Origin of the sequence: Bartonella quintana (assembly GCF_009936175.1) — a bacterium.
Classification (GTDB): domain Bacteria; phylum Pseudomonadota; class Alphaproteobacteria; order Rhizobiales; family Rhizobiaceae; genus Bartonella; species Bartonella quintana.
The window spans coordinates 1,436,394-1,459,661 of the sequence record NZ_AP019773.1; the positions used below are offsets into that span (position 1 = coordinate 1,436,394).

18 protein-coding genes and 1 pseudogene are annotated in these 23,268 nt (G+C 41.3%); 7 read left to right on the forward strand and 12 right to left on the reverse strand.

Features of this window, described 5'->3' with window-relative positions:
• The first annotated feature begins 119 nt into the window (after positions 1 to 119).
• A complete protein-coding gene (locus MF1_RS05930; protein ID WP_161510674.1) occupies positions 120 to 404 on the forward strand; it encodes a hypothetical protein in 285 nt (94 codons plus the stop codon).
• A 445-nt stretch (positions 405 to 849) separates the two neighbouring features.
• Here the strand turns inward: MF1_RS05930 and MF1_RS05935 are convergent, their stop codons facing one another.
• The 10 genes and pseudogenes from MF1_RS05935 to MF1_RS07090 form a co-directional block, all read right to left on the reverse strand.
• Positions 850 to 1,854, reverse strand: a complete 1,005-nt coding sequence (locus MF1_RS05935; RefSeq protein WP_014924517.1) for an HlyD family secretion protein — start codon at positions 1,852 to 1,854, stop codon at positions 850 to 852.
• Complete coding sequence (locus MF1_RS05940) at positions 1,851 to 3,488, reverse strand: MFS transporter (RefSeq protein ID WP_434061853.1); 1,638 nt, start codon at positions 3,486 to 3,488, stop codon at positions 1,851 to 1,853. The genes MF1_RS05935 and MF1_RS05940 overlap by 4 nt, the downstream gene beginning before the upstream one ends.
• A 46-nt stretch (positions 3,489 to 3,534) precedes the next feature.
• Positions 3,535 to 3,951 (reverse strand): ATP synthase F1 subunit epsilon, encoded by a 417-nt coding sequence (gene atpC / locus MF1_RS05945; RefSeq protein ID WP_174235340.1) that lies wholly within the window; start codon positions 3,949 to 3,951, stop codon positions 3,535 to 3,537.
• A gap of 73 nt (positions 3,952 to 4,024) precedes the next feature.
• Positions 4,025 to 5,635 carry a F0F1 ATP synthase subunit beta gene (gene atpD / locus MF1_RS05950; RefSeq protein WP_014924520.1) on the reverse strand — a complete coding sequence of 537 codons (1,611 nt, stop codon included), beginning with the start codon at positions 5,633 to 5,635 and terminating at the stop codon, positions 4,025 to 4,027.
• A gap of 19 nt (positions 5,636 to 5,654) precedes the next feature.
• Positions 5,655 to 6,566: a F0F1 ATP synthase subunit gamma gene (locus MF1_RS05955; RefSeq protein WP_014924521.1), complete on the reverse strand. Its 912-nt coding sequence runs from the start codon at positions 6,564 to 6,566 to the stop codon at positions 5,655 to 5,657.
• A gap of 20 nt (positions 6,567 to 6,586) precedes the next feature.
• On the reverse strand, positions 6,587 to 8,122 hold the full coding sequence (gene atpA, locus MF1_RS05960) for a F0F1 ATP synthase subunit alpha (RefSeq protein WP_011179854.1): 1,536 nt from the start codon (positions 8,120 to 8,122) through the stop codon (positions 6,587 to 6,589).
• Entirely contained in the window at positions 8,122 to 8,706 is a 585-nt protein-coding gene (gene atpH / locus MF1_RS05965; RefSeq protein ID WP_161510677.1) for an ATP synthase F1 subunit delta, read from the reverse strand. Before atpH ends, atpA begins: the two co-directional genes overlap by 1 nt.
• Positions 8,707 to 9,116: 410 nt before the next feature.
• Positions 9,117 to 9,411: pseudogene (locus tag MF1_RS05970) on the reverse strand (hypothetical protein); the annotation flags it as partial.
• A gap of 65 nt (positions 9,412 to 9,476) precedes the next feature.
• The gene (locus MF1_RS05975) at positions 9,477 to 11,699 is read right to left on the reverse strand and encodes a primosomal protein N' (protein WP_161510779.1); all 2,223 of its coding nucleotides are present in this window, start codon (positions 11,697 to 11,699) and stop codon (positions 9,477 to 9,479) included.
• Between the two features lie 103 nt (positions 11,700 to 11,802).
• Positions 11,803 to 11,931: a hypothetical protein gene (locus MF1_RS07090; protein WP_276224812.1), complete on the reverse strand. Its 129-nt coding sequence runs from the start codon at positions 11,929 to 11,931 to the stop codon at positions 11,803 to 11,805.
• 240 nt (positions 11,932 to 12,171) lie between these two features.
• On the opposite strand from MF1_RS07090, the gene fsa reads away from it, so the two are divergent.
• On the forward strand, positions 12,172 to 12,825 hold the full coding sequence (gene fsa / locus MF1_RS05980; RefSeq protein ID WP_161510678.1) for a fructose-6-phosphate aldolase: 654 nt from the start codon (positions 12,172 to 12,174) through the stop codon (positions 12,823 to 12,825).
• Here the strand turns inward: fsa and lptE are convergent.
• Both lptE and leuS read right to left on the reverse strand, forming a co-directional pair.
• Positions 12,822 to 13,424 carry an LPS assembly lipoprotein LptE gene (lptE, locus tag MF1_RS05985; protein WP_042995500.1) on the reverse strand — a complete coding sequence of 201 codons (603 nt, stop codon included), beginning with the start codon at positions 13,422 to 13,424 and terminating at the stop codon, positions 12,822 to 12,824. The genes fsa and lptE overlap by 4 nt on opposite strands.
• Entirely contained in the window at positions 13,411 to 16,053 is a 2,643-nt protein-coding gene (leuS, locus tag MF1_RS05990) for a leucine--tRNA ligase (protein ID WP_161510679.1), read from the reverse strand. Before leuS ends, lptE begins: the two co-directional genes overlap by 14 nt.
• 183 nt (positions 16,054 to 16,236) lie before the next feature.
• On the opposite strand from leuS, the gene MF1_RS05995 reads away from it, so the two are divergent.
• The 5 genes from MF1_RS05995 to MF1_RS06015 all read left to right on the forward strand — a co-directional run bounded on the left by MF1_RS05995 (position 16,237) and on the right by MF1_RS06015 (position 22,301).
• Positions 16,237 to 16,926, forward strand: a complete 690-nt coding sequence (locus tag MF1_RS05995) for a YggS family pyridoxal phosphate-dependent enzyme (protein WP_161510680.1) — start codon at positions 16,237 to 16,239, stop codon at positions 16,924 to 16,926.
• A 626-nt stretch (positions 16,927 to 17,552) separates the two neighbouring features.
• Positions 17,553 to 19,511 carry an acetate--CoA ligase gene (gene acs, locus MF1_RS06000; RefSeq protein WP_161510681.1) on the forward strand — a complete coding sequence of 653 codons (1,959 nt, stop codon included), beginning with the start codon at positions 17,553 to 17,555 and terminating at the stop codon, positions 19,509 to 19,511.
• A gap of 505 nt (positions 19,512 to 20,016) precedes the next feature.
• The gene (gene ftsE / locus MF1_RS06005) at positions 20,017 to 20,676 is read left to right on the forward strand and encodes a cell division ATP-binding protein FtsE (protein WP_011179862.1); all 660 of its coding nucleotides are present in this window, start codon (positions 20,017 to 20,019) and stop codon (positions 20,674 to 20,676) included.
• Positions 20,669 to 21,622 carry a cell division protein FtsX gene (locus tag MF1_RS06010; RefSeq protein ID WP_011179863.1) on the forward strand — a complete coding sequence of 318 codons (954 nt, stop codon included), beginning with the start codon at positions 20,669 to 20,671 and terminating at the stop codon, positions 21,620 to 21,622. The genes ftsE and MF1_RS06010 overlap by 8 nt, the downstream gene beginning before the upstream one ends.
• A gap of 4 nt (positions 21,623 to 21,626) precedes the next feature.
• Entirely contained in the window at positions 21,627 to 22,301 is a 675-nt protein-coding gene (locus tag MF1_RS06015) for a YdcF family protein (RefSeq protein WP_014924530.1), read from the forward strand.
• Positions 22,302 to 23,268: the final 967 nt, after the last annotated feature.

Consider the following 23,268-nt stretch of genomic DNA (forward strand, 5'->3'; position numbering starts at 1 on the left):
TTGGCTTCACCCACAAACAGCGCACTCAATGCAACCTTTCAATTTTCGAACCGTTATAGCAAAACCCCAAACACAATCCCAACTGTCGTGAAACACTATAAACATGAAGGAGTCAACAGATGTGCCTATTTTCGACCCACCCCCAAAATACTAAAATTAAAAAACGCATCGCACAATTAAAAAATGAGCTCGTCCCTGTGAATCATTTTCGTTCTTATAAAGATAGCTTTGAAAACATCTCTGACATGTTTGCTTCATGGAAACAAAAAATCCGTCACGCGCTTTATCACCTCAACGAACATGCTACGAAATTGAAAAGAAAAGCAAAAGAAAACCCTAAAACAATCCTTGCATTGGCAGCAGGAATGGCTTTAGCTGGCTTTTTTCTGACACGTAAAAATTAACACGCCAATAATGAGATTTTTCAAAAATCAAACTTTTCAATGCCCGCTTTGAAGCGGGCATTTTTCTCTGCCTTTAAGGCAACGTTACAAAATACCATTTCCATTTCAGATCAGAAAAAGTACTTTAAGATATGCATTAGAATAAACCAAATGAAATCTTCCAAAGTAAATACCCATTTGCTATAAGAAAAAGGCATAAAAATAAAAATCAAAAGACCCAAAAACTTATCCTCCAGAAACGCATTGTGAAATATTCATCTATGGAACAACAGGCATATTAGGAATGAGCTTACTAGCTCTCTCCTGTTCAAGCTCTAAAGAAATAGGTTGCGCAATTTCGATAAAATAGCCCTGTGCATTATAACAAAAAAACGAAATTCTTTAAATTAAACACCCATTTACTATAATCAAAAGGGATAAAAATCAAATTCAAAAGAGCGAAATCTTATTTTCCAGAACCGCTTTTTGAAGTATCCACATAGGTAACCACCGACATACCAGGAATGAGCTTTTCAGCCCCTTCTTGTCCAGGATCTAAAGAAATACGAACTGAAATACGTTGCGCAATTTTGATGAAATTACCGATTGCCGTATCTGTTTTTAACAATGAAAATTCTGAACCTGTGGCAGGTGCGAAACGGGCCACACGTCCTGTCAATTTCTGATTGTTCAATGCATCAACAGAAAAAACAACAGGTTGCCCAACACGCATCTGAGAAAGTTGCGTTTCTTTATAATTGGCAATAATCCAAATATCATCAGAAATGAGTGACACTAATTGCGTACCAGGCAAAACATATTGTCCTACCCGAGCACTAACCAAGCCAACATGTCCTGTTTTAGGAGACAAAATTTTTGTGTGCTTCAGATTGAGCTTAGCCAATTCAACGCCAACTTTTGCTCCAGCAACCTCTGACTGTAAACTTTGCCGTTCAAGCTCTAATTGTTTTTGCAATTGGCGTTTTGTTTCAAGCGCTGTCAATAATTGCGAAAAAGGACGAACAACTGAACTCGCAGTATCATCAAAGCTTGACTTTTTGTGTCCAGGAAGAATATTGGAAAACGCTCGCAAACGGGCAAGTTCGGCTTCCGCTGTATTAATTTCTCCCTGTAAGAACTGAGCCTGCAAAACAACGCTTGCAAGTTTTGCATTTTTTGAATCCAAAACAGCCTGTGCTCGTGCAAGTTGTTGGCGCAAGAGGGCATCATCGAGTTCAAATAAAAGCATTCCTTTTTCAACTCTTTGATAATCTTGAACATAAATCCGTGCAATCACACCAGAGATCTGTGAACTCACCAGAGTGACATTGCCCTTAACAGAAGCATTATTCGTTATTTGAATTGCACTGACAAATGGGGGAAGTTTCCAAGCCCATAAAATCAGCAAAACACCCGTAACACCTGATAGGAATGCAATAATGGTCGCTTTTGACCGTAATGCCTTTATCACTTTTTGCACTCCTCTTCACTGACATTGCTCTTCTTTTCGTATGCACGTAAAAAACATAACTTTAAAAATATTTTGGCAAGAAAAACAGCAAACACAACCGTTGCAATATAAAAATAAAGCCGAAAAACATCATCATAAGCAAAAATGTTTGCTGTTAACTTAAATTTTTCAATCAGCCTAGATACGTCTTGCTTATCCCCCAAAACATGGGACATAGGAACCCTAAAAGAAGACGAAAATAAGGTATTCACCTCACCTGAAATAAGGGAATCCGTAACAACAATATTTTGTATTAAGGATTCAAAATTCTTATGAGCGAAAATAAACTGCAAACTGCCAAAAAAAGCCGACCCCATCAATCCCCCCGTCACTTGCGTCAGCAGAAAAACAGCAATAAAACTTAAGATGTAACGTGGTCCTCGCGCACCAGCCACCACGAACCCCTTGAAAAGCGTAGGAGGTAAAAAAAGCGCATAACTAAGGCTCACCAATCCTTGACTCAGCATCATATCTTGCGGACGTGTTAAGTGGTTGACATGGCTATCTAAATAAGCCCCAAGCGCCAAACAACCCAAAGATAAAAGATAAAAATAGTCCTCACGACCGGCCCGTAAAAAAAAGACACAAATCGCACCCCCTAAAAGGGTGCCAAATGTAATTGCAAGATACATGGGCATCATTTCACGATTTAACAAACCAAAAAGATTAAAAAAACCGGCTGCTAAACTTGATCGCTCCAATAAGAAAACGTGAAAGACCAATAAAATGAGAACAGATTGTACGATTTCTTTACTGAAAAGCCAGCGTAAATCAATCAACGGCTTTTCTCTATTAAGCTCAATAATCGTCGCAATGACCAAAGACAAAACAGCCAGTGCCAGACCCCAACCGATCCATGGTGCCTCGAACCACCAATACAACATGCCAACAGACATAATCACTGCATTTAATCCAAGACCAAATGCAATCAAACTATAGCTCACCCAATCTAATTTCTGAATGACCTTGTTGCGTACAACAGGGGTCAATGGAAGAGCATAGATACATCCCAAACTGATGAGAACCAATCCCATTTCCAGTGCTGAAAGACTTGAAAATCCACCATTTTCCAGCAAATCAGGCGAAATCAAACGTGATAAAGGCGTCGCTAAAGCTGCATTCATATAATTCAAACTAAGCCCAATGGTGAACTTCTTTGCTGGTGCAAAAGCCTCCATCATATAAAGAAGCGCTAATGAAGCCAATGGCGCCGCAGCGACACCAGCGAAAAAACGAATGATCAGTGCAGACCGCAAATCCGTAACAAATAACTGCAAAACACAGACCAAAACGAAGCCAAGAATTGATAATTCAGCAAAAGCACGAAGTCCAAACTGATAGCGGATCTTGATCAACATGATCGCAACACTCACATTTGGTGCCATATAAGCAGCCACCAACCATGTTGTTTCTGCCAGAGTTGCGTTGAAATCACCAGTAAAATAGACAATATTAGATTGAACAATATTTGCCCCTAAGCCATAAGCCCACTGCAAAATAAAAGAGGCTAAAATATAGACAAAACATTTTGGCAAAGGTCCGGCAAAAACAACACCTGGATGGGGAAAAGGCTTCCCCCCCCTTTTAGCAGACATAATCTTACTTTTTCTGCCGCTCACGTCCCTTTTCCTGCATAACCCGTTATGCCTTTGTCAGTACACCATCAGCATTTGTCAATTGATGAAAAAAATCTTGGACTTTATGACTTATGCGATCATCTGAATCGCCTTCTAACGTTGCTTGCACTTGGGAGATCTGCTGCTCCAATACATCAAAAGAAAGATGTTCAACAGCAACAACTTTCTCTACCAAAAGAGAACAGCCCGAAGATGTAATATTCGCAACGCCTCTGCAAACAGCAAAAAGCTTTTCCCCTGAAGAGGTAAGAACACGCACACTGCCCAATACAATGCTCGCCACTAAAGGTTCATGATGCGCCATAACTGTCAGAGCACCTGAGGCTGAAGGAATAACAACAGATATTACCTGCTCTGAAAACACCAGTTTTTCAGGTGATACAAGCTCAAATAAAAAATGCTCTACTCTCTTGTTTTCCACACAAATCTCCACGAGGCTCGATATGAGGACGTCTTGTCCTGTCTACAATAAGCATTTATTACAAATTTTCTCTTTATGAAGCAGCTTCTGCAATAAGACGTTTTCCTTTTTCAAGAGCTTCATCAATCGAACCCACCATATAAAAAGCTGCTTCTGGCAAATCATCATAATCACCAGCACAAAGACCTTTAAACCCTTTGATTGTTTCTTCTAAAGGTACCAGTTTTCCAGGTGATCCAGTAAAGGTTTCAGCCACATGGAAAGGTTGCGAAAGAAAACGTTCAATTTTACGCGCTCGTCCTACCAGCAACTTGTCCTCTTCAGAAAGTTCATCCATTCCAAGAATAGCAATAATATCCTGCAACGATCTATAACGTTGCAAAATGGTCTGAACTTGACAGGCAACAGTATAATGCTCTTCACCCACAACCAATGGATCCAACATGCGTGAGAAAGAATCAAGGGGATCAACTGCTGGATAAATACCCTTTTCAGCAATCGAACGGGAAAGAACCGTTGTCGCATCCAAATGGGCAAAAGATGTAGCTGGTGCTGGATCTGTCAAATCATCAGCCGGCACATAAATAGCCTGAACAGAAGTAATAGAGCCTGTTTTTGTACTTGTAATACGCTCTTGCAAAGCCCCCATGTCCGTTGCCAAAGTTGGCTGATAGCCCACAGCAGAAGGGATACGTCCTAAAAGAGCTGACACTTCAGCGCCTGCTTGTGTAAAACGGAAGATATTATCGACGAAGAAAAGAACATCTTGACCTTCATCACGGAAACTTTCTGCAATGGTCAATCCTGAAAGTGCAACACGTGCCCGTGCTCCTGGTGGCTCATTCATTTGTCCATAAACGAGGGCACATTTTGATCCTTCTGTTGAACCATTGTTGTCTTTTGGATTCACATTCACACGGCTTTCGATCATTTCATAATAGAGATCATTTCCTTCACGTGTGCGCTCTCCAACACCGGCAAATACTGAATAACCGCCATGGGCCTTTGCAATATTGTTGATGAGCTCCATAATGAGAACGGTTTTACCCACACCAGCACCGCCAAACAAACCAACCTTACCACCTTTAGAATAAGGTGCTAACAAATCAACGACTTTAATACCAGTAACAAGGATTTCTGATGCTGTTGATTGGTCAACATATTCAGGGGCCTTTTGGTGAATGGAACGGGTTTTGGTTGTAGCGATTGGTCCAACATTGTCGACTGGCTCTCCAATGACATTCATAATACGACCAAGGGTTGCTTCTCCCACAGGAACACAGATCTGTGTTCCTGTATCAAAAACCTTTTGACCACGCGTAAGACCATCAGTTGTATCCATGGCGATTGTACGCACTGTATTTTCACCCAAATGCTGAGCGACTTCTAAAACCAGTCGATTGCCTAAATTTTCTGTTTCTAATGCATTAAGAATATTTGGCAACGCGCCTTCAAATTGCACATCGACCACAGCACCAATAACCTGTTTGATCTCACCCACTGCTCTTTTTGCCTGGACATCTTTTTTTGCATGGGCATTTTTAGAAGAAGTTTTTAGAGGACTAGAGGTATCCTGTAGACTGGCTTGAGATTTTGAGGCGTTTTTTTTCACGCCTGAACGAGCAGCTGATTTTTTTTGTTCAACTTTTGCTGCTCCTTTGCTTGACGACACTGCTTTTACCATCAATCCTTACCTTTTCAATTTAAAGCGCTTCAGCGCCCGCAATAATTTCGATCAATTCTGTTGTGATCTGCGCCTGACGTTGACGATTATAAGCCACCGTCAATTTATTGATCATTTCACCCGCATTGCGCGATGCATTATCCATCGCAGTCACTTTTGCTCCCATTTCACCGGCGACATTTTCAAGCAAAGCCTGAAAGATTTGCACGGAAAGATTGCGTGGCACGAGCTCCTCCAAAAGAGAAGCTACATCAGGCTCATAATCATAAACAATTGATTGTAGATTTTTGTTTTCGTCTACTTTTTGAGTAACATCTTCTGCCTCAACAGCTCCTTTGGGAGACCCCATAGGGATTAAGCCAAAAGCCACAGGACGCTGATTAATCACTGAAACAAATTCAGAATAAAACAGAGTACAAATATCGAAGGTATCCTTATCGAATAAATCAATGATCTTCTGGCTGATTATAGCTGCCTCTGCAAAACCAACCCGCTTTACAGAACGCAAATCGATGTGATCAATCATCAAAGCTTTGTAATCACGTGATAAAATATCCGCTCCCTTTTTTCCCACGGTTAAGATTTTAACTATTTTACCGGCAGAAAGCAGTGCTTTAATCTGTTGGCGTGCCCGTCGAGCAATTTGCATATTAAAAGCACCACAAAGACCACGCTCAGCAGTACATACCACTAAAAGATGGACATCATTTCGACCAGTACCACGCATGAGAGGGGGCACATCGATGGCATCGACATCAGTGGCAACATTGGCTAAAATAGCGGCCATCCGCTGGGCATAAGGACGAGCAGACTGAGCTGCCTCTTGCACACGGTGCAACCTTGCTGCTGCAACCATTTGCATTGCTTTAGTAATTTTCTGTGTTGCCTTAACCGAGGCGATACGATCTCTAAGATCCTTCAACGACGCCATTCGCGCATTCCATTAAGTTATTACGAAAAAATCTTTGCGTAAGTATTAAGAACAACAATCAACTTATCCTTAACATCATCGGTTATCTGTTTTTGATGGGCGATTGCCTGCAAAAGATCTGGGTGATCACTCCGGAGAAGTGTCAAAAGACCTTGTTCGAATCGACCAACATCAGAAACAGCCAAAGCATCAAGATAACCATTAACACCAGCAAAGATAACAACAACCTGTTCTTCTGTTTTAAGTGGAGAAAATTGTGGTTGCTTTAACAGTTCTGTTAAACGGGCACCACGGTTTAAAAGACGCTGGGTTGACGCATCCAAATCCGAACCAAACTGCGCAAAAGCTGCCATTTCCCGATATTGTGCTAATTCCCCTTTAATTGAACCTGCAACCTGCTTCATTGCTTTAATTTGTGCAGCAGAACCAACACGCGACACAGAAAGACCCACATTCACAGCAGGACGAATTCCCTGATAAAACAAATTGGTTTCTAGAAAAATCTGCCCATCGGTGATCGAAATCACATTTGTGGGAATGTAAGCAGAAACATCATTTGCCTGGGTTTCAATAACTGGCAAAGCTGTCAAAGACCCAGAACCATTTTCAGCATTGAGCTTTGCCGCCCGTTCTAAAAGACGTGAATGAAGGTAAAAAACATCTCCTGGATAAGCTTCACGACCAGGCGGGCGACGAAGCAAAAGAGACATTTGACGATAAGCGACCGCTTGTTTTGAAAGATCATCATAACCGATCAAAGCATGTTGCCCATTATCACGGAAATATTCCCCCATTGCACAACCAGCAAGAGGTGCGATAAATTGCATAGGAGCAGGATCAGAGGCCGTAGCCGCTACGATAATAGAATACTCGAGAGCTCCACGCTCTTCCAAAACTTTAACAAATTGCGCAACCGTTGAACGTTTTTGACCAATGGCAACATAAATACAATAGACTTTGTCTTGCTCGTTCCCAGCACCTTTTTCATGGAAGGGCTTTTGATTTAAAAACGTATCGAGCAAAATCGCGGTTTTCCCTGTTTGACGATCACCGATGACTAATTCACGCTGCCCACGTCCAATAGGAATAAGCGCATCAATAGCTTTCAATCCTGTTGGCATTGGCTCATGCACTGACTGACGTGGAATAATTCCCGGAGCTTTGACATCGACACGACGACGCTCTGTTGCCTTAAGAGGCCCCTTTCCATCTATAGGATTTCCGAGTGCATCGACAACCCGCCCCAGCAAAGCTGGGCCCACAGGAACATCGACAATAGCACCAAGTCGTTTAACGGAATCACCTTCACGGATATCACGATCTGATCCGAAAATCACAACCCCGACATTATCGATTTCCAAATTCAATGCCATACCATGCACGCCATTTGAAAAGGAAACCATTTCACCTGCTTGGATATTATCCAAACCATAAACGCGGGCGATACCATCACCCACAGACAAAACCCAACCAATTTCTGAAACTTCAGCCTTTTGGTCAAAGTCTCTGATTTGCTCTTTTAGAATTTTTGAAATTTCCGACGGTCTAATATCCATCAGCTGACCTCTTTTTTCAATGCAAGCTTAAGCGAAGATAATTTCGTCACAAGGGACGTATCAATCTGCGATGATCCTAAACGAATGATCAGTCCACCAAGGATTGTTGGATCAACACACATGTGTAGCAAAACCTTTCCTCTAATGACACCTTCCAAAGCCACGCGCAACTCTTCTTCCTGATGAGAACTCAACGGACGTGCAGAAATAATCTGTGCCGAAACTTCTCTGCGAGAGAGAGCGACACGATGTTGAAAAGCCTGTAAAATACCAGACAAAGCACAAAGCCGACGGTTTACTGTGATAACACGCAAAAAGTTACTGAGAATCTGACCAGCACCCTGATCAGCAAACTTGATGTTTTCACAAACAGAACGCATTACTTTAATTTGCTCTTTTATTGAAAAGAATGGGCTCTGCACAAAGCGCTTTAGGTCTTCATTTTGATCTAAGACAACTAAAAAAGATGCCACTGCCTTTTCAACATTTTCAACAGATCTTGCTTCTTGAACGAAATCAAAAAGCGCTTGCGCGTAACGTTGATCTACCAATGGCAGCGGTATAAGAGCAAATGAATCCGACACGAAATACCGCCTCTTTCCCTTGAGCAACTCTCTGATAATTATCAGATGAAATGGACGAGATACCCCAAATTTTAAGAATCTCTTTCTCTTTCTTAAAATCCAGAACAAAAAACTTCTCGGTTTCTAGCATAGACAGAACCGACTCGCAACACCACAAATCAAAGCTTTTTGAAAATTTTAAATAAAATATCCAAAACACTTTTGAAAACAATTTTTCAGGAGACCATCAGTTTTTCTATGTCTTTTTTTGACATCCTTTGACAAATTTTTCAAGTATTTTTTCTTTCACTCCAGAAACAGTGTGAAATCAGAAGTAAAATTCTCTTCTTCAGTTTTTAAATGAGATATTCTCGCCAATTTTTTTGCACCAAAAGAGCTTCTAGCACTGTTCCGGAAAAAGTATATTGTTTTCAAGCTTCTTGAACCAAAACCGAACTGGGCATTTTGGGAACACTTGCAAGCATTGCATAAATAAACCCCTGCATATCATCAAAAAGCACTACCCTATAAAAAACGAAGGAGCAAAAGCCGAAAACGCTAACGCCCCTGTCAAGCGAGCTGTGCCTCTGCAAGACCCATCAGTGAGAGATTTTTCTCCCGTGGTACAACTTGGCGTAACGCATACGGATAATGTTCTGCCGCTTGATGCTTTTCTGAAGATACAATTAAAGAGGCAAACCAGCCGTGAAGGGACAAATGATAATAAGACAGACTCCCTTTTAAAAGGCATTTCTCGAGCAAATAGCCCTCAATGTCATGGTGCTTTATTTTCAGAAAAAACTTTGTGGATCAATATCAATTTGAACCCGAACCGAACTGGGCATTTTGGGAGCACTTGCAAGCATTGCACGAATAAAACCCTGCATATCAAAAGAGCGCTGCCCCTGCAGCAAAAGCCGAAACCGATAACGCCCCCGCACAAGAGCCAGCTGTGCCTCCGCAGGCCCCATCAGTGAGACATTTTTCTCCCGTGGTGCAACTTGGCGTAACGCACGCGCATAATGCTCCGCCGCTTGACGTTTTTCTGAAGATACAATTAAAGAGGCAAGCCTTCCATAAGGTGGGAGATGATAATGCTGACGCACTGCAAGTTCATGCGTATAAAAATCCTCACTTTGTCGTGAAAGAAGGGCTTGTATCACGGGATGATTGGGTTGATAGGTTTGTAATAATCCTAAACTTTCTAATCCTATCCGCCCTGCTCTCCCTGTGACCTGAGACAAAAGCTGAAAGGTGCGCTCACTTGCACGTAAATCGCCATTTGCAAGACCAAGATCAGCATCAATCACCCCGACCAGAGACAACCCAGGGAAATGGTGTCCTTTAGCAACCAACTGCGTTCCAATAATAATATCAACATCGCCTTTCGCAATTGCTTCCAATTCACTTCGTAATTGACGAATGCCACCTTTTAAATCGGTTGACAGAATCAACAACCGCGCTTGGGGAAAAAGCATCTGTGTCTCTTCAGCAATTCTTTCTACACCAGGCCCACAAGCCACAAGATGATCTAAAGTCCCACATTCAGGACACACTTCTGGAAAAGGCTGATGATACCCACAATGATGGCATTTAAGCTGCCCTTGCGCGCGATGTTCAACCAACCAACTCGAACAATTTGTACAATGAAAACGATGTCCACAAACCCGGCATAAAGTTAAAGGAGCATAACCACGGCGATTAAGAAAAAGGAGAGCTTGTTCACCTTTTTTGAGGGTTTGTGTTAAAGCATGTTCAAGAGCGGAGGAAATAAAACGCCCCTTTTGCACACCCCCTTGGCGCATATCAACCACTCGCAATTGTGGAAGTGCTGCTTCTTTAAAACGCGATGGCAAATGCACCCTTTGATAACGTCCTCTTAAAACATTAGCCTGACTTTCAATCGACGGTGTTGCTGAGGATAAAATAACAGGAAAATGCTCGAAAGAGCCTCGTGCCACCGCCATATCACGCGCATGATAAAAAATGCGCTCTTCTTGTTTATAAGCGCCATCATGTTCTTCATCGACAACAATCAATCCAAGCTCTTGAAAGGGAAGAAAAAGCGCCGAACGTGCCCCTGCAACGACCCGCACCCGCCCCTCTGCAATTTGCCGCCACACACGTTCCCGACGACGCGGCGGCAAATCTGAATGCCATTCAGCCGCTGATGCTCCAAAACGCTCATGAAAACGATCTAAGAATTGCTGTGTTAAAGCAATTTCCGGCAACAAAATCAAAACCTGCTTGCCACCTATGAGCGCTTGGGCGACCGCTTCAAAATAAACTTCTGTCTTCCCTGACCCCGTCACACCATCAAGCAGAAAAACCTGAAACTGAGAAGATAAAACACCCTTCCGTAAAAGTTGCGCTGCTTCGCTCTGCGCTCCCTCCAACACGGGAGGACAAAAATTAGGATCGGGCATTGCCACAAGAGTCGGTACAGACACCATAACCTCTTCAAAAACCCCAAGCGATTTTAGCCCTTCAACAACGGAAACAGAGGTTCCTGCCGCATGCGCAAGACCAGCACGTGTCCAAACCTCACCATCGCGCGCCAACCCTAAAACCCGTGAACGTGCTGGTGTTAAACGTTCAACAACCCCTCCACAATACCGCAACCCAAGCATCTGTGCCTCTGGCTCTAAAGCGGCCGGCACAGACAAAACCAATCGTGCTACAAGACCAAAAGGAGCCATCGTATACTGACTAACAAAGCGTAAGAACGTGATCATCTCTGCCTTTAACGGTGGGCAATCAAAAACATGCAGGAGAGAATGTAATTTTTTAGCTGCCACCGGTGCTGCACTTTGCCCAACTTTTTCTGGCTGCTCTCCAACGTCTACCACAAAACCGCAAACTTCGCGCCCCATCACCAGAACCCGAACAAAAGAACCAACTTTACCCTCCATAGAAGATGGAACCTCATAACTATAAGCATGAGGAACAGGAAGGGGCACTAAAACCGAAACAATCTTTCTCTTTGTCACGCCCTGTGTTACATTTGGCTTCATCTTTTGTAACAATTTTATCGAACCCTTCTACACAAACATTGTCCTTGTACCTGTATTTTTGGCGGATCATCTATTGTGAAAAATCTTTTTTTTGCGTGACTTATCATTTCATCCCCGTCAACAACGTCCCCATCAAAATATCTTGCCAACTATGCACATTTTCAATGCGTGTCCCCACCAAAACACTAACAAAAGAACCAACTTCTCCCCTCCATGAAAGACGCAACTCCATAACCCCATATATTTAATACAAACATTGTAAACGCTAACATCATAAACAAACCCTTTCCTGAAATTTGCCCTCTTTCCAATACCCAAATCTTTTTCTTTTTTTCCAACTTATGTCCCAACTTACCATATGAGACACTAAACTTCTTTCTTGCTTTTGCGATAAACAATAGCGCATATATAGAAACAAGCTGGAACAGCACAAACTGTGAATGAACGAGCTTAAAAAACAAGGAAATTAGACATGAAATTTTTTGTGGATAGCGCCAATATTGAAGAAATCCGAGAGCTAAAAAATTTAAGCCTCGTTGATGGTGTTACCACTAATCCCTCTCTTATTCTAAAATCGGGACGCAATATTCTTGATGTTATCAAAGAAATTTGTACCCTCATCGAAGGACCTGTTTCTGCCGAAGTTGCAGCAACTGAATTCGAAATCATCATGAAAGAAGCGGCTATTTTAGCAAAAATTGCCGACAATATTTGCATCAAACTTCCTTTAACGCTTGAGGGATTGAAAGCGTGTAAAGCCCTGGCAGCACAGGGATTAAAAACAAACCTCACACTCTGTTTTTCTGCCAATCAAGCCTTATTGGCGGCAAAAGCTGGCGCAACATTTGTTTCACCTTTTATCGGCAGACTCGACGATTGCGGAATAAATGGCAGTGAATTGCTTCACGAAATTCGCACGATTTATGACAATTATGGCTTTGAAACACAAATTTTAGCAGCTTCAATCCGCACTGTTAATCATGTCAAAGAAGCAGCACTCAGCGGTGCAGATGTTGCAACCGTTCCCCCAACAATCTTAAAAGCACTGGTCAAACATCCTTTAACTGATAAAGGTTTGCAAACATTCCTCGATGATTGGAAAAAAACCGGACAAAATATCGCTTAACGCCCAGAAGTTTTATTTAAAAGATCTCTTGAAAGCAACATAAAGATCTGTTCAGCCAATTCTTCAGCTACTCGCCTTTGCGCATCTTTTTCTGCTTGCAGCGTCGCATATTCCTGGCGCATCCGCTCAAAAGACGCACGCACATTTCCCATTCCTTGTGCAACAGGAGTATTTTTCATATCCTTTAAGGTGTAGGATGCTTTGCTCACCACGGTTCCAACGGAAGGTCGTCCTGTTTTTTTCCTGTCTCGATCAACCTCTATCTGCATCGATTCTCTTGTAAATACGGATGTCTGCAGTGCCAATTGATAAGTTGGATCGGAAGGTTTACTACCATTTCCATAAAGAAGAAATAGTAAATGATTGCGCACCATTTGACCAAAACGATCTGAAGGTTCTTCAACGACAATGCTTGCAAGCTTCCCAGAAAGCCCTAAAGAATCTTTTCCTGAAGACAAACCATGGGAACCAGAATTTATAGAATCCATTGTCGTCGAAATTTGGGGTCCTTGACGATAAAGCGGTTCAACTTTGCACCCATAAAGAAAGGTGAAAAAAACCATTAGAATCGCAAGAATAAAACTTTTAAAGAACAACATTCACAATCCTTTGTGGAACAATAATCATTTTTTTAATGGATTTTTCAACCAGATGCGCTTGTACAAAATCAAGAGCCAAAACAGCTTCTTCAATCATCGCTTCACTCGCTGTTGCTGCAACAGTCACCTCACCACGTTTTTTACCATTAATCTGTACCGGCAAAGTGCAGCAGTCCTCAACGATTAATGCGGGATCATAAACAGGCCAAGGAAGCTCGCAAATCAGGGTTTTCTCCCCTAAAGCAGCATGGCATTCTTCTGCTAAATGAGGCATTATAGGTGCAATCAGTGCAAGAAAAAAATCCATTGCTTGACGGAGAGATGCCTTCATTTCATCTTCAACACTTGCTACCTTGTTTAACAATGGCGCCATGATGTTCAAGAATTCATAAAGGCGCGCAATCGCCCGATTAAAGGCAAATTTTTCCAAATCATCTTCCACAGTGCAAAGCATGCGGTGTGCTGCTTTTGAGAGTTCCAAAGCTGCACCTTGATGCCCTGTACATGGAATCACTTCCTTTAAAACCGGAGCACTTAAAACCACACAGCGCCAAACACGCTGTACAAAGCGATACGCTCCTTCAACACCCGATTCTGTCCAAATAACATCCCGTTCAGGAGGAGAATCTGACAACACAAACCAGCGCACGGTATCTGCTCCATAGGATGCAATAATATCATCAGGATCAACAACATTCTTTTTTGATTTTGACATTTTTTCAATCAAGCCAATTGTCACTTCGCTCTGATCTGTCAATTTGTGAGCCTGACGTTTTCCATCCTTTTCAATAATCGAAATTTCTGCTGGTGAAACCCATCCCTGATCATCCCGATAGGTTTCATGAACAACCATCCCTTGGGTAAAAAGCCCCTTAAAAGGCTCATCCACCGTCACATAACCCATCAATTTCATGGCACGCATAAAAAAGCGCGCATAGAGAAGATGTAAAATCGCATGTTCAATTCCACCAATATATTGTTGCACAGGCAACCATTCAGCTATGGCATTTTTGTCGACCGGTTCTTGTGCCCAAGGTGCGGTAAAACGCGCATAATACCAAGAGGAATCAACAAATGTATCCATTGTATCGGTTTCACGTTTGGCAGACTGACCACAGACAGGACAAGCGACTTTTTGCCATGTTTCATGACGCTCAAGAGGATTACCAGGCTGATCAAAAGTCACATCATCAGGCAATTCAACGGGCAAATCTGCACGCGGTACAGGAACCACCCCACAAGCCGCGCAATGGATTATCGGAATTGGGCAGCCCCAATAACGTTGACGTGAAATACCCCAATCACGCAAGCGAAATTGCACAGTTCTTTTCCCCTGAGGCTGGCCATTGAGCATCTGCCCCTCAAGCCTTTCTGCTGCTGCCTCGAAAGCTTCTTGCGGCGTCAAACCATCCAAAAAGTCTGAATTGATCATCACTCCATCACCGGTGTAAGGCGTTTCAGCAATGACAAAATCTTCGGCATCACTCCCCTTTGGCAAAACAACCGGCTGCACGGGGAGATCATATTTATGTGCAAAATCCCAATCCCTCTGATCATGGGCAGGACAACCAAAAACAGCTCCAGTTCCATAGTCCATAAGCACAAAATTAGCAATATAAACGGGAAGATGTATCCTTGAATTAAAGGGATGAACAGCCAAAAGCGATGTACAAAATCCTTGCTTTTCAGCTGTTTCAAGTGCTGCGGTTGTCATTCCACCACACCGACAATTTTCGATAAAAGCGCTAAGTGCTTTGTCTTTTTGCGCTAAAGCTTGCGAAATGGGATGATCGATAGACAGCGCCAAAAAAGAGGCTCCAAAAAGCGTATCAGGTCGCGTTGAATAACAAACAACTTCTTTAAATTCTTCACAAACCTCATCAGCACCATTTGTCGACTTTAAAGCCCAACGAATCAATAAACCTTGTGACTTTCCAATCCAATTTTTTTGCATAGTGCGGACTTTTTCCGGCCACTGCTCAAGCTCTTCAAGCCCTGCCAAGAGATCTTCACTAAAATCACTAATTTTGAAAAACCACTGTGCCAATTCACGCTGTTCAACCAAAGCACCAGAACGCCACCCGCATCCATCAACAACCTGCTCATTTGCCAAAACGGTTTGGTCAACGGGATCCCAATTTACCTTGGCCACTTTGCGCGCAACCAACCCCTTCTGATACAGATCAAGAAACAGCATTTGTTGGCGATGGTAATATGCCACATCACAAGTTGCAAATTCACGCGACCAATCCAAAGAAAGGCCTAACTGCTTTAACTGCCCACGCATTACTGCAATATTCTGATAAGTCCAGGTTTTGGGATGCACTTTACTTTGCAGTGCAGCATTTTCAGCTGGCATACCAAAAGCATCCCATCCCATAGGATGAAGCACATCAAACCCCTTTGCGCGTTTATAACGGGCAACAACATCGCCCATAGTGTAATTGCGCACATGCCCCATGTGAATGCGCCCAGAAGGATAAGGGAACATCTCTAAAACATAATATTTTTCACGGCAATTCTCTTCAGTGATTTGAAAAATTTTCTTTTCATCCCAAATTGCTTGCCATTTTTGTTCTCGGGCACGTGGATTATAGCGTTCATCTACATTAGAATGTTCAATCGTCATTCCTATTATACTCTTTAATAATTATACTCTTTAATAAAATTGAACCAAAAAACTTGTTTTATTATGCTTCATCATGGATTAACCTCATCGTCAAGATTTTCAGTAAATCTTTCACTAAGTATTTTACAAAGCTTTTACAAATAACGCCCCAATCCCCCAACAAAAACGACAAAGCACAAAAAAATGAACACACAAGCTACCCCGTATATTCCTTCCGTCAAAGCATGGAAAAACCTCCAAAAAGACATTATTGAAATATGTCAAAACATGAATCGCCCCTTAGAAGAGGTTCAACTGATCGCTGTTTCAAAAACTGTCTCTGCAGATCATATTTTCCCCCTTTTGCAAGCAGGTCAGTCTGTTTTTGCAGAAAACCGCGTACAAGAAGCCGCTGAAAAATGGCCTCGCTTGCGCCAACAATTTAAGTTCATTGAGCTTCATCTCATTGGTCCTTTACAATCGAATAAAACAGCAGAAGCTGTCAAAATTTTTGATGTCATTCAAACTGTTGACCGTGAAAAAATAGCTAAAAGTTTAAGCATAGAAATGCAAAAACAAAAAAGAAGCCTCCCTTGTTATGTCCAGGTCAATATTGGATTAGAACTCCAAAAAAGTGGTATTCCACCGCAAGAAGTTATACCCTTTGTTGCCCAATGCAAAAATCATTATGGACTTGATATTATCGGCCTTATGGCAATCCCACCTGTAAAGGAGAACCCCGGCCCCTATTTTGCACTGTTAGCAAAACTGGCAAAAAAAGCTGATCTCCCAAAACTGTCTATGGGAATGTCGAATGACTTTAAAATTGCTCTTCAATTTGGCTCTAATACTCTCCGCATTGGCTCCGCTTTATTTGGAAAGCGCTCTATGTGATCCGATTTCCACTGAAAATGCTGCTAACGCACACACTTACTTCAAAGCTCTCTGGCCACAAACTGCTCATTCCCTCTCTCATACCATCTATGAAATAGCACAACATCTCCTGAACACTACCGTTCTCATGTTTATAAAACCCAGAGACAGCACTATCCCGGCACTATCATTGTTTTTACTTAAAAAAAATCCAGTTTTGCCCTTGCTTTCGCACTTAAACCATAGAGTTCCCTCTCTATGCAATCCACCCCTCAATCCACTTTTTAAGACTGCGATCGTATGATTTTTGCTGATAACAAATAATCATGCACAAAAAAGAAAAACAGTATAATATCAAATGGCTTGATATTACAGAAAATATTGACAATTTATATTTAAAAATCAATAACTTGATGTGTTTTCCTATCAACAGCGGCATCAACCATAAGGGAGTATAAAATGCTCCCTTAAATACAATTGTGTAAGACTCATTTTTAAAATTATCTGTGCAAACCTTTGTAATTTAGTCTAGTCTAAAATAAAGCTTCTCCTAAAGTGAAAAGTTTGTAGGGAAATTCTGTCTAAAAAACGCAAAAATACAGCAGCTGATTTTTCCAAACAATAAATATAGTTTAAGAGAGGGAACTATGTCTGAAAAAATCTATCCAGTACCAACCGATATCAAAAAAAATGCTTTGATCAATGAAGAGACCTATCAAAAATGGTATCAGGAAAGCATTAATGATCCAGAAGCCTTCTGGGCAAAACATGGCCAACGCATTGAGTGGTTTAAGCCCTATACAAAAGTAAAAAACACTTCATTTAACGGTAATGTATCGATTCAATGGTACGAAGATGGTATAACAAATGTTGCCTATAATTGCATTGATCGTCATCTAAAAAACTCTGGCAACCATATCGCATTGATTTGGGAGGGAAATAACCCTTATCATGATAAAAAAATAACCTATAATGAACTTTATGAACATGTTTGTCGCTTTGCTAATATATTAAAGAATCATGGCGTAAAAAAAGGTGACAGAGTTACCATTTACCTCCCGATGATACCCGAAGCAGCTTATGCCATGCTCGCCTGCGCTCGCATTGGTGCTATTCATTCGGTTATTTTTGCCGGCTTTTCTTCTGAAGCGATAGCAGACCGCATTGCTGATTGCAAATCAACCTTTATCATCACCGCTGATCAAGGCCTGCGTGGAGAAAAATTGATCAAGTTAAAAAACAATATTGATCATGCTATTGATATTGCAGCACGCCGTGGTGTTCATGTTAATCAAGTCTTGGTCATACGGCGTACAAGTGGAACAATTGATTGGGTAAAGGGACGTGATTTTTGGTATCATGAAGAAATATCTCATGCCAAAACGGATTGTCCAGCAGAAACGATGAATGCTGAAGATCCACTTTTTATTCTTTATACCTCGGGTTCAACAGGCAAACCAAAAGGTGTTCTGCATACAACAGCTGGCTATCTCGTTTATGTATCAATGACACATCAATATGTTTTTGATTATCATCCTGGTGAAATTTACTGGTGTACTGCTGATATTGGCTGGATCAGTGGTCATTCTTACTTGATTTATGGTCCTCTATGCAACGGTGCCACCACTTTAATGTTTGAAGGTATACCAACCTTTCCCGACCAAGGTAGATTTTGGGAAATTGTCGATAAGCATAAAGTAAATACGCTTTACACTGCACCAACTGCTATTCGCGCATTAATGGGTGCTGGAAATTCTTTTGTTGAACATTCTAAAAGAACATCCTTACGCCTCTTAGGCACCGTAGGCGAACCGATTAATCCAGAAGCATGGAAATGGTTTTATCATACGGTTGGAGACAATCGCTGTCCCATTCTCGACACATGGTGGCAAACAGAAACAGGAGGGCATATGATCACGCCCCTACCAGGCGCAACACAACTCAAAGCAGGATCAGCCACCCATCCATTCTTTGGTGTTCAACTCCAAATCATTGATAGCGAAGGAAATGTTCTGGAAGGTGAAGCAGAAGGGAATCTCTGTATTATTGACTCATGGCCTGGTCAAATGCGCACTCTCTATAATGACCATGAGCGTTTTATCGAAACCTATTTTTCCACATATAAAGGAAAATATTTTACAGGCGACGGTTGTAAACGAGACAATGACGGTTATTACTGGATTACAGGACGGATTGATGACATTCTCAATGTCTCTGGACACAGATTAGGAACAGCTGAAATCGAATCAGCGCTTGTTTCTCACCCCGCTATTTCAGAAGCAGCTGTTGTCGGTTACCCTCATCCCATTAAAGGACAAGGAATTTACAGTTTTGTCACCTTAATGGAAAGCATAACCCCAAGTGAAGAATTGTATAAAGATCTTATTCAGCATGTCAAAAAAGAAATAGGATCGATTGCCCTCTTGGATAAAATTCAGTTTACCCCTCAGCTCCCCAAAACGCGATCGGGAAAAATTATGAGACGCATTTTGAGAAAAATCGCCGAAAATGATTTCGATAACCTAGGAGATATTTCAACCCTTGCCGAACCACAAGTCGTTGACGATCTTATTGCCAACAGACAAAATACAGAAACCACGGCTTAATGGAAAAACAGCAACGATGGCTTGAGCAGGAATGCCGAGGTCATTTTAACAGAAACGCCAAAGCCACCATAAAGGTAAAAAACATAACAATGAATAGGACTCTCAATATCTATGAAAACAGACACTCTCTGTTCATAATAAGCCAGAAACGGTTGAAAAAAACATTCACGCTTGTGGAGTATAAACTCTCAAAAGAACTATGAAGCAATAAGAGCAAAGTGCCCTTTGCGAACCGTAAAAAGAGAGAGACCAATGCCGAACAAAAACAGGAATGGCTGTTCTAATGTTTCTGCTAGAATCACCCTGAAATTCCTGCTAAAATCACAAATGAGGATATATTAAAAAATGGTTGAGATTTTCACAAATACTCTTGTCCGATAACAAATTGGAAATGGTTAAAGAAAAACATTGAGAATAGTAGAATATGAACCTAACAAGAACCTAAAACAAGGAGAGCAAAGGTCCTCACAATGATGCAACATAAAAGCAGAAGTGGTAACAACAAGTGATTCATTTTGAAAATGTCGGGTTGCGCTACGGAATGGGTCCTGAAGTCTTACGTGATATCAGCTTTCACATTCCTCCCGGATCATTTCAGTTTCTCACTGGCGCCTCTGGAGCAGGTAAAACGTCTTTGATGCGTCTTATGTTTTTGGCGCTTAAACCAACCCGTGGTCATATTGATTTATTTCAAACAGATACAGCACTCCTCAAACGGCAGGAGCTCCCTGCATTGCGTCAACGTATCGGTGTCGTCTTTCAAGATTTTCGTTTACTAGATCATATGACAACTTACGAGAATGTCTCTTTACCTTTACGCATTAAGGGGCAAGAAGAAGCAACTTATCGCAGTGAAGTGGAAGATCTTCTCTGTTGGGTAGGACTTGGCAATCATATTCATGTTTTACCACCAGTTCTTTCCGGTGGAGAAAAACAAAGGGTAGCAATTGCACGCGCGCTCATTGATCAACCTGAAATCCTTCTGGCTGATGAACCGACAGGAAATGTTGATCCACCTTTGGCAAAACGCCTTTTACGCTTGTTTATTGAATTAAACCGTTTTGGAACAGCTGTCATCATTGCCACTCATGATATCGCACTGATGGAACAAGTCGCAGCACGGCGTATGCTTCTTCATAACGGACGGATGACAATTCATGAATAAGTCTTTCCCCATTTTTATAAGCGATAAAAAAAACATAACTCCTATCATTCCTAGCAGCAATATTTCTGGGCAAGCATTGGTTGCAGTCATTGCTATCATGACATTTCTCTCAAGCCTGACATTGATCGGTGTTGATTTCGTACAGCGTGCTGCTCACAGTTGGAGCAATCAAATTAGCTATGAAGCAACGATTCAAATACGCCCTATTGAAAATGTTGATATCGAAAAAGCTCTTCGTGATGCGGTTAAATTAGTTAAAACATTTCATGGTGTAAAAAATGCCACAATTGTTAACCAATCAGCCACGGAAAAATTGCTCGAACCGTGGCTTGGAACGGGTTTAAATTTGAGTGAATTGCCCCTTCCCCGCCTTATCATCGTAACACTGAAAGAGAATGAAGAGATCAACTTTCGTGAAATCAATCACGCAATCAAAACACAAATTCCAGGAGGCCAGTTTGATGATCATCGTGTTTGGGTGAATCGTTTTGCAACAATGGCACAAGCAACTGTTTTTATTGGTTTTTTCATTTTAACACTGGTTCTAGGCTCACTGATATTAACGATTATTTTTGCGACACGCAATGCACTGGCAGAGAATGCGTATATTATTAATGTTTTGTACTTCCTCGGTACTGAAACCCTTTTCATTGCGCGACAATTTGACTGGCATTTTTTTAAAACGGCACTTCGTGGTGCATTATACGGTGGTGTCATCAGTATATTTCTGTTTGGTGCTTTCTCTTTTTGGACAAACTACAACCTAGGGAAAGTCGAAGCCAGCCAAATAACTGCTTTGTTTGGACATTTTTCCATAAGTTTTATCCCTTATACAAAAATCATTGGCCTTATTCTGTTTGTTTCTTTTCTGACCATGCTTACAAACCGAATGACCATTCTGGCACAACTTAAAAAAATCGATCAATGTGAAAATGGCTTATTTTAATTTTATGACCCACAAACCATATGACCCGCAATCCTTGCCACAAGACAATCTAGAGCGTTCCCTCGAGAAACGCGCTCACCGCAGTCTATGGCATCCTTGCTGCTTGTTTCGCCATTTGCCACCGACAGCCCTTTTTCTTTTAATGATTGTCTTCTTCTTTTGCGCTGGTTTTGTTATTTTTTCTGAAAAAACCGAACAACTTAAACCACCAAATCCTTTACCAAAAGCAGATGCAATCATCGTTCTTACAGGTGGAGAGAAACGAATAGAAACAGGATTGAATCTTTTACAGCAAGAGCTTGGTTCGCGGCTCTTAATTAGTGGAGTTAACACAACAACCAATCTCAAAAGATTCATGTACAGCACACATATTACCCCACAGCTCTTCGCCTGTTGCGTTGACATCGGACATAAAGCAATTAACACAAAAGGAAACGCCGAAGAAAGCGCAGATTGGATCAAAAAACACCACTACCAAACAGTTTATATCGTTACCCATGATTACCACATGTGGCGTTCTTTGCGTGAACTAAAATACTTAATGCCTGACATCAATTTCATTGCCTATCCCGTCAAAAAGAGTGAAATTGAAAGCACGATACAACAGATCAATCAAATACGTATTCTTGTCTTCCAATATATTAAAACGCTTGAGGTCTATATAAGGACTGCATTTTAGTCTTTACACACTGGTTTTCTCTGAAAATCTTTCGAACCAGCCCTTCATTACGTTCATCGTATTTACACAGCTCTTAGGTCATAGACATGATCGACCCTTTGTTACACAAACGGGAACCACTAACAATTCACTCTTTTCATACCAATCTATTTTGCCTTTTGATATCAATTCTTTCCCTCTAAGACCCGTTTTTATAAAAAAGTTTAAAAACACCCAAAACAAAGAGTGTCCTTTGCATAAATTTTGTCTACGCTATTTTTGCATCTTGGAAGGCAAAAATGGTTCTTTCATCTTCGATTGCTGAAAAGGCGTATGATCTAGCAGAGTGATTCTCTTAATTCTATTGACGCATAGTGGATCGATTGAACGTGGATGCAGAGCATGTTGCCTACTAAATTCGAACCCTGTTACAACAGGAAAAGCTCACCACAAGATATTATAACTTTTTTTGGAATGCACAAATTCTCTAAAGATGATAAATTGCTGGTGAGGCGGCGACATAAAATTGCATATTTCCTTCGAATTTTTTTAATACGTGTTCCATGTGGCTGATCCCTTATGAACTCATCCAGAAAATAGAGACCTTTAGAATAGATAATTCAAAGGTTTAAGGAGCTTTACGCCAACGATTATGATGATTTTCAAAATGCAGTTTTAGTGGGTTGGTTAGATTGCTGAAACCATTAAAAAAGAACAGTATCTTATCATCGAAACCTTATCATTAAGAGAAAGTCTATAACGAATAGTTATCTTTAAGACAACATATTGATTTATAAAGATATTTAACCGTTTTGCATGTTAAATGAAAGGCCCGAATCCAGGAAGATTATCTTATCTTCAAATCCCCACATTCAGAATCAAAGAAAACGCGGTCATTTACCCGTCACAAAAGAGATCAACATGTGGATAAAATCGCTTAAGAGAGGAGTCCAATATGCCTCCTAATGAATCATCTCAATGCAAGAGC

What these genes read in the sequence shown, in the direction of transcription:
- lptE (WP_042995500.1), bottom strand. Translation starts at nt 13,424, where the DNA reads ATGTTGTTCTTTAAAAGTTTTATTCTTGCGATTCTAATGGTTTTTTTC.
- MF1_RS06015 (WP_014924530.1), top strand. Translation starts at nt 21,627, where the DNA reads ATGACCCACAAACCATATGACCCGCAATCCTTGCCACAAGACAATCTA.
- MF1_RS05975 (WP_161510779.1), bottom strand. Translation starts at nt 11,699, where the DNA reads ATGAAGCCAAATGTAACACAGGGCGTGACAAAGAGAAAGATTGTTTCG.
- acs (WP_161510681.1), top strand. Translation starts at nt 17,553, where the DNA reads ATGTCTGAAAAAATCTATCCAGTACCAACCGATATCAAAAAAAATGCT.
- atpD (WP_014924520.1), bottom strand. Translation starts at nt 5,635, where the DNA reads ATGGTAAAAGCAGTGTCGTCAAGCAAAGGAGCAGCAAAAGTTGAACAA.
- MF1_RS06010 (WP_011179863.1), top strand. Translation starts at nt 20,669, where the DNA reads ATGAATAAGTCTTTCCCCATTTTTATAAGCGATAAAAAAAACATAACT.
- MF1_RS05995 (WP_161510680.1), top strand. Translation starts at nt 16,237, where the DNA reads ATGAACACACAAGCTACCCCGTATATTCCTTCCGTCAAAGCATGGAAA.
- fsa (WP_161510678.1), top strand. Translation starts at nt 12,172, where the DNA reads ATGAAATTTTTTGTGGATAGCGCCAATATTGAAGAAATCCGAGAGCTA.
- MF1_RS05955 (WP_014924521.1), bottom strand. Translation starts at nt 6,566, where the DNA reads ATGGCGTCGTTGAAGGATCTTAGAGATCGTATCGCCTCGGTTAAGGCA.
- leuS (WP_161510679.1), bottom strand. Translation starts at nt 16,053, where the DNA reads ATGACGATTGAACATTCTAATGTAGATGAACGCTATAATCCACGTGCC.
- MF1_RS05940 (WP_434061853.1), bottom strand. Translation starts at nt 3,488, where the DNA reads ATGTCTGCTAAAAGGGGGGGGAAGCCTTTTCCCCATCCAGGTGTTGTT.
- MF1_RS05930 (WP_161510674.1), top strand. Translation starts at nt 120, where the DNA reads ATGTGCCTATTTTCGACCCACCCCCAAAATACTAAAATTAAAAAACGC.
- MF1_RS07090 (WP_276224812.1), bottom strand. Translation starts at nt 11,931, where the DNA reads ATGGAGTTGCGTCTTTCATGGAGGGGAGAAGTTGGTTCTTTTGTTAGT.
- atpA (WP_011179854.1), bottom strand. Translation starts at nt 8,122, where the DNA reads ATGGATATTAGACCGTCGGAAATTTCAAAAATTCTAAAAGAGCAAATC.